Annotated in this window: 7 protein-coding genes and 1 pseudogene; 3 read left to right on the top strand and 5 right to left on the bottom strand. The window is 68.9% G+C overall.

Features of this window, described 5'->3' with window-relative positions; translation table 11 throughout:
* A pseudogene (locus AB0C29_RS30195) lies at positions 1-92 on the bottom strand (transcriptional regulator); the annotation flags it as partial.
* Between the two features lie 131 nt (positions 93-223).
* Between AB0C29_RS30195 and AB0C29_RS30190 the strand changes: the two are divergent.
* Positions 224-433 carry a 4-oxalocrotonate tautomerase family protein gene (locus AB0C29_RS30190; RefSeq protein WP_360827147.1) on the top strand — a complete coding sequence of 70 codons (210 nt, stop codon included), beginning with the start codon at positions 224-226 and terminating at the stop codon, positions 431-433.
* A gap of 45 nt (positions 434-478) precedes the next feature.
* Here the strand turns inward: AB0C29_RS30190 and AB0C29_RS30185 are convergent, their stop codons facing one another.
* The 4 genes from AB0C29_RS30185 to AB0C29_RS30170 all read right to left on the bottom strand — a co-directional run bounded on the left by AB0C29_RS30185 (position 479) and on the right by AB0C29_RS30170 (position 3,812).
* Positions 479-1,360 carry an amino acid ABC transporter permease gene (locus AB0C29_RS30185; protein WP_360827144.1) on the bottom strand — a complete coding sequence of 294 codons (882 nt, stop codon included), beginning with the start codon at positions 1,358-1,360 and terminating at the stop codon, positions 479-481.
* The gene (locus tag AB0C29_RS30180; protein WP_360549695.1) at positions 1,357-2,031 is read right to left on the bottom strand and encodes an amino acid ABC transporter permease; all 675 of its coding nucleotides are present in this window, start codon (positions 2,029-2,031) and stop codon (positions 1,357-1,359) included. Before AB0C29_RS30180 ends, AB0C29_RS30185 begins: the two co-directional genes overlap by 4 nt.
* Before the next feature lie 78 nt (positions 2,032-2,109).
* Complete coding sequence (locus AB0C29_RS30175) at positions 2,110-2,967, bottom strand: glutamate ABC transporter substrate-binding protein (protein WP_360827141.1); 858 nt, start codon at positions 2,965-2,967, stop codon at positions 2,110-2,112.
* A gap of 98 nt (positions 2,968-3,065) precedes the next feature.
* Positions 3,066-3,812 carry an amino acid ABC transporter ATP-binding protein gene (locus tag AB0C29_RS30170; protein ID WP_360827138.1) on the bottom strand — a complete coding sequence of 249 codons (747 nt, stop codon included), beginning with the start codon at positions 3,810-3,812 and terminating at the stop codon, positions 3,066-3,068.
* 139 nt (positions 3,813-3,951) lie between these two features.
* On the opposite strand from AB0C29_RS30170, the gene AB0C29_RS30165 reads away from it, so the two are divergent.
* Both AB0C29_RS30165 and miaB read left to right on the top strand, forming a co-directional pair.
* Positions 3,952-4,437, top strand: a complete 486-nt coding sequence (locus AB0C29_RS30165; protein WP_360827135.1) for a hypothetical protein — start codon at positions 3,952-3,954, stop codon at positions 4,435-4,437.
* 21 nt (positions 4,438-4,458) lie between these two features.
* On the top strand, positions 4,459-5,831 hold a 1,373-nt coding region (miaB, locus tag AB0C29_RS30160), incomplete at its 3' end, for a tRNA (N6-isopentenyl adenosine(37)-C2)-methylthiotransferase MiaB (protein WP_360827132.1).

Here is a 5,831-nt window from a genome sequence, read left to right as displayed (position 1 = left end):
CGGCGGCGTGGCCCGGACGGCAGGCCCGCCTCGGCGGGGGGGATCCGGGCCCGTCGCGTTCGCAGGAAGACGCCCAGCTCAGAGAGGTTCACCCGGCCCGAGTCGCCGGTGCGGGCCGGCGCATCCAGGGGTTGACGTCCCCTGGCTGACCGCCCGGCCGGGCGCCACGCTGGTGCCGGGTCAGCGGACGCCGGCCCGATCATCACCACGATGCGGAGACGACATGCCGTTCGCGAATCTGAAGGTGCCCGCCGGGCTGCTCTCGAACGAGCAGAAGGAGGTCCTCGTGCACCGGGTCACCGACCTGTACGCCGAGACGTTCGGCGACGCCGTACGGGACAACACCATGGTGCTCATCGACGAGGTCGCCGACGGCGGCTGGGGCATCCGGGGTGAGGTCCTCACCCTGGCCAAGCTGCAGCAGGACGGCTGAACGGTTTCCGGCGCCCGGGGTTGCCCGGGCGCCGGATCACCGCGCTCAACCTACGCTCGCGTCGCCTGCCTGCACTGCCGCGGCGGGCACCGGGCCACCGGAAACCTTCGGGGCCTTGCCCTGGCGCCGGGTCCGGCGTTCCAGCCAGCCGGCGAGGGCCGTCAGGGACCCGTTCACCACGATGTAGATGATCGCCGCGACGATCGCTGCGGCCACGATGTTGCCGAAGTTGGCCGCCAGCGTGTTGACGCCGTCCTGCAGCAGCTCCGGGTAGCCGATGATGTAGCCCAGCGCCGTGTCCTTGACCAGCACCACCAGCTGGCTGACGATCACCGGGAGCATCGCCCGGGTCGCCTGCGGCACCAGGATCTCGCGCATCACCTGGCTCTTGCGCATGCCGATCGCGTAACCGGCCTCGCTCTGCCCGCGGGGCACCGACTTGATGCCCGCACGGAACGCCTCGGCCAGCACCGAGCCGTTGTAGAGCGTCAGGCCGCTGACCACGGCCCAGAACGGGTCCATCGGCGCCTCGGTGATGAACGGGACGCCGTAGAAGATGAAGAACATCAGCAGCAGCAGCGGTACGGCGCGGAAGAACTCCACGACCACGCCGGCCGGCACGCTGAGCCACCAGTGGTCGGAGAGCCGCCCGACCGAGAAGACGATGCCGAAGATCAGGGACAGCACCATCGCCACGGCGGCCGCGCTCAGGGTCGCCCACAGGCCCGGCAGGATGTAGTCCGTCCAGGTCGACGACTCGGTGAACGGCTCCCACAGCGCCGCCGCCCACTGGCCCTTCTCGTCGAACTTGCGGTAGATCCAGTACAGCAGGGCCAGCCCGGCCAGACCGAAGATCCCGGTCAGGACGGCGTTACGGACCTTGGCCCGGGGCCCCGGGTGGTCGTAGAGAACAGCGTCGGCACTCATCGCTTCACCGCCAGCCGGTTGGCCAGCCAGCCGAAGGCGTAGCCGGTGGGGATCAGGACCAGGGCGAAGGTGCCGGCGAAGACCAGGAAGATCGCGATGACCGCGTCGCCGTTGGCGTTGATCAGTTCCTTCATCGCGTTCGAGGACTCGGCCAGGCCGATCGTGCCGACGATGGTCGAGTTCTTCGCCAGGGCGATGAAGATGCTGCCCAGCGGCGCGACCACCGCGCGGCCGGCCTGCGGCAGGATCACCATCGTCAGGGTCTGGAAGAACGACATGCCGATCGCCCGGGCGGCCTCGGCCTGCCCGGCGGGGACCGTGTTGATGCCGGAGCGGATCGCTTCGCACACGAACGCGGCGGTGTAGACCGACAGCCCGATCACGCCGAGCCAGTAGTTGTTGAGGTCGATGTCGTCGGCCAGGGACAGGCCCAGGGTCGAGAACAGACCGAAGTAGCAGAAGAACACGATCAGCGTCAGCGGCGTGTTCCGGAACGTGTTGACCCACAGGGTGCCGAAGCCGCGCAGGACCGGCACCGGCGAGACCCGCATCGCGGCGAGCACCACGCCGAGCACGAGCGCGCCCACGGTGCCGGCCGCGGTCAGTTTCAGGATCCAGAGGAAACCCGTGACGTACACGTCGAAGTTGCTCGGATCGGAGAAGACGTCCATCGTCCTCACTTCCTCACGCCGCGGCAGGGAACAACCGGGCGGGGCCGGCGCTGCCGGCCCCGCCCGTCCATCAGAAGATCAGCTGCAGTTGGTCAGCTTGGCGACATCGAGAGTCGGGGCCGCCTGGCCGCTCTTGCCCAGCGTGTTGTCCCACGCCGCCTTGTACGAGCCGTCAGCCGCGGCCGCCTTCAGGATGTCGTTGATCTTGTTGCAGCCCGCGGTGTCGTCCTTCTTGAGGCCGACGCCGTACGGCTCCTCGCTGAACTTCTTGCCGACAACCTTGAACTTGCCGGCGTACTGGTCCTGGGAGGCGTAGCCCGCCAGGATGATGTCGTCGGTGGTGACCGCGTCGACCTGACCGCCGGCCAGCGCCGTCACGCACTTGGAGTACGCGTCGAACTGCTGGAGCTTGGCGTCCTTGTACTCGGTCTGGATCCGCTTGGCCGGCGTGGAGCCGGAGACGGAGCAGACCTTCTTGCCGGCCAGCGACTCCGGGCCGGTGATCGTCGACGCGGTCGGCACGAGCAGGTCCTGACCGGCGATGTAGTACGGGCCGCCGAAGTTGACGACCTTCTTGCGCTCGTCGTTGATCGTGTACGTCGCCACGACCATGTCGACCTGGCCCTGCTGAAGGAAGGGCTCACGGTTGGACGACACCGTGGTCTTGTACTCGATGCCGGTCTCGGGCACGCCGAGGCCCTTCGCGATGATCTTCGCGATCTCGACGTCGAAGCCGGTGTACGTGCCACCGGTCTGCAGGCCCAGGCCGGGCTGGTCGGCCTTGACGCCGAACACGAGCTTGCCGCCGGCTGCCTTGCCGATGATGCCGCTGGCCTTGGCGTCGGAACCCGACCCGCTGTCGTCGCCGCCACATGCCGCGGCGGCCATCGCCAGGGCGAACGCCCCGACCGCTGCCGTCATTCGGGTGATGCGCATCGTCCCGCTCCTCTGACTTAGAACTGCGAATTGCTGGAAACTGGAGAACATTGTCGAACCTGCACACACAACGCAGAGGGGGTATCCGCTGTGGACATTCAGTGGGTGAGGATCTTCGAGAGGAAGTCCCGGGCGCGCTCGCTCTTCGGGTTGTCGAAGAACTCGGCCGGGGGCGCCGACTCGACGAGCTGACCGTCGGCCATGAAGACCACCCGGTTGGCGGCGTGTCGCGCGAAACCCATCTCGTGGGTGACCACGACCATCGTCATGCCGTCCCGGGCGAGCGAGGTCATCACGTCGAGCACCTCGCCGACCATCTCGGGGTCGAGCGCGCTGGTCGGCTCGTCGAAGAGCAGGGCCTTGGGCTGCATGGCCAGCGCCCGCGCGATGGCGACACGCTGCTGCTGGCCGCCGGAGAGCTGCGCCGGGTACTTCTCGGCCTGGCTGGCGATGCCGACCCGGTCGAGCAGGGCCATGGCGCGCTCGCGGACCGCCGCCGGCTTCTCGCCGCGGACCTTGACCGGGCCCAGCATGACGTTCTGCAGGATGGTCTTGTGCGCGAAGAGGTTGAACGACTGGAAGACCATGCCGACCTCGCTGCGCAGCCGGGCCAGCGCCTTGCCCTCGGCCGGCAGCGTCTGCCCGTCGAAGGTGATCGTGCCGGAGTTGATCGGCTCGAGCCGGTTGATCGCCCGGCACAGCGTCGACTTACCGGACCCGGACGGTCCGATCACGACGACCACCTCGCCACGGTCGACCGACAGGCTGACATCCTGCAGGACGTGCAAGGGGCCGAAGTACTTGTTGACGCCGTCGAGAACGATGAGAGGCTCGCTTGTCGGCACCGTCGGACCACCGTCCCGTCGTTGGGTTCACTCGGATGGGGTCACTCTATGGGCGCGGTTGTATCGGTTCACGCCGAGATTGGTCACGGAGCGGTAACTGTGCAGGTGTACGGCCGAAGGGATGTCCACGATGAGCGGTATGGCTGACGCCGATCCGACAGACGGTCTGTGGAGCTGGTGTGTCGCGGAACGCCTGGATGCGGTTTTGGTCCGTGACGCTCTGTCGGGGGCGCTGCAACGTCCGGTGACGACCCTGGACGTTCCGGTCGACGGCGCGGTGCTGTGCGACGTCTGGCACGTCGGCGGCGACTTCCCGACGGCGATCGAATGCTTCCTGGCCCCGGGCGAGCTCACCGAGGCGACCATCGCCAGCGCCGTCGCGGTCCGGCTCGGCGCCGACCTCCTGCTGCCCGACGACACCCTCAACCCCACCAGGTACGTGCTGGCCGAGCCGGACGGCACGCTGCGGGCCGTGCACGTCGACGAGGTCGAGACCGACGACGGTACGGAGCGCCGCCACGTCCGCCCCTGCACGGGCTCCGATCCGGCCTGCGCCCGCGGCCCGGGTTGCAGCCGTTCGCGGTACAAGCCGGTCCCGACGCCGGAGCGACCCGCCGCGGCTTAGGGACTACCCTGGTCAATTGCCATGACTACCGAGACTTCTCCCGCCGCCGCCCGCACCTACGACGTGCGCACCTACGGCTGCCAGATGAACGTGCACGACAGCGAGCGCATCTCCGGTCTGCTGGAGGGCGCCGGCTACGTGCGGGCCGCGGACGCCGACGCGGCGGACGTGGTCGTCTTCAACACCTGCGCGGTACGGGAGAACGCCGACAACCGCCTCTACGGCAACCTCGGCCACCTGCGCCCGACCAAGCTGAAGAACCCGGACATGCAGATCGCGGTCGGCGGCTGCCTGGCCCAGAAGGACCGCGGCGACATCGTCAAGCGCGCGCCCTGGGTCGACGTGGTCTTCGGCACGCACAACATCGGCTCGCTGCCGGTGCTGCTGGAACGCGCCCGGCACAACCAGGACGCCGAGGTCGAGATCCTCGAGTCGCTCGAGGTCTTCCCGTCGACGCTGCCGACGCGCCGCGAGTCGACCTACGCCGGCTGGGTGTCGATCTCGGTGGGCTGCAACAACACCTGCACGTTCTGCATCGTGCCGTCGCTGCGCGGCAAGGAGAAGGACCGCCGGCCCGGCGACGTGCTGGCCGAGGTCGAGGCGCTGGTCGCCGAGGGCGTGCTCGAGGTCACCCTGCTGGGCCAGAACGTGAACTCGTACGGGGTGGAGTTCGGTGACCGGCTCGCGTTCGGCAAGCTGCTGCGCGCCTGCGGCGGGGTCGAGGGCCTGGAGCGGGTCCGTTTCACCAGCCCGCACCCGAAGGACTTCACCGACGACGTGATCGCCGCGATGGCCGAGACGCCGAACGTCTGCCACTCCCTGCACATGCCGCTGCAGTCCGGCTCCGACGACGTGCTCAAGGCGATGCGCCGCAGCTACCGCTCGGAGAAGTATCTCGGCATCATCGACAAGGTCCGCGCCGCGATGCCGGACGCCGCGATCACCACCGACATCATCGTCGGCTTCCCCGGCGAGACCGAGGACGACTTCGAGCGCACCCTGGACGTGGTCCGCCAGGCCCGCTTCTCCAGCGCCTTCACGTTCCAGTATTCGAAGCGCCCGGGCACCCCGGCCGCGACGATGGCCGACCAGCTGCCCAAGCAGGTCGTCCAGCAGCGGTACGAGCGGCTGATCGCCACGCTCGAGGACATCACCTGGGCGGAGAACAAGAAGCAGGTCGGTCGCGAGGTCGAGGTCCTGGTCGCGACCGGCGAGGGCCGCAAGGACGAGCGCACCGGCCGGATGAGTGGCCGGGCCCGGGACGGCCGGCTGGTGCACTTCGCCACCGGCGAGCTGACCGGCATCCGGCCCGGCGACATCGTCACCACCGAGATCACGTACGCGGCCCCGCACCACCTGAACGCCGACGGCGCGCCGCTGAGCCACCGCCGCAC

It is taken from the genome of Actinoplanes sp. NPDC048791, from assembly GCF_040650095.1.
Lineage (GTDB): Bacteria > Actinomycetota > Actinomycetes > Mycobacteriales > Micromonosporaceae > Actinoplanes.
Note: the sequence above shows the minus strand (reverse complement) of the source record. Positions and strands in the feature narration are given on the sequence as shown.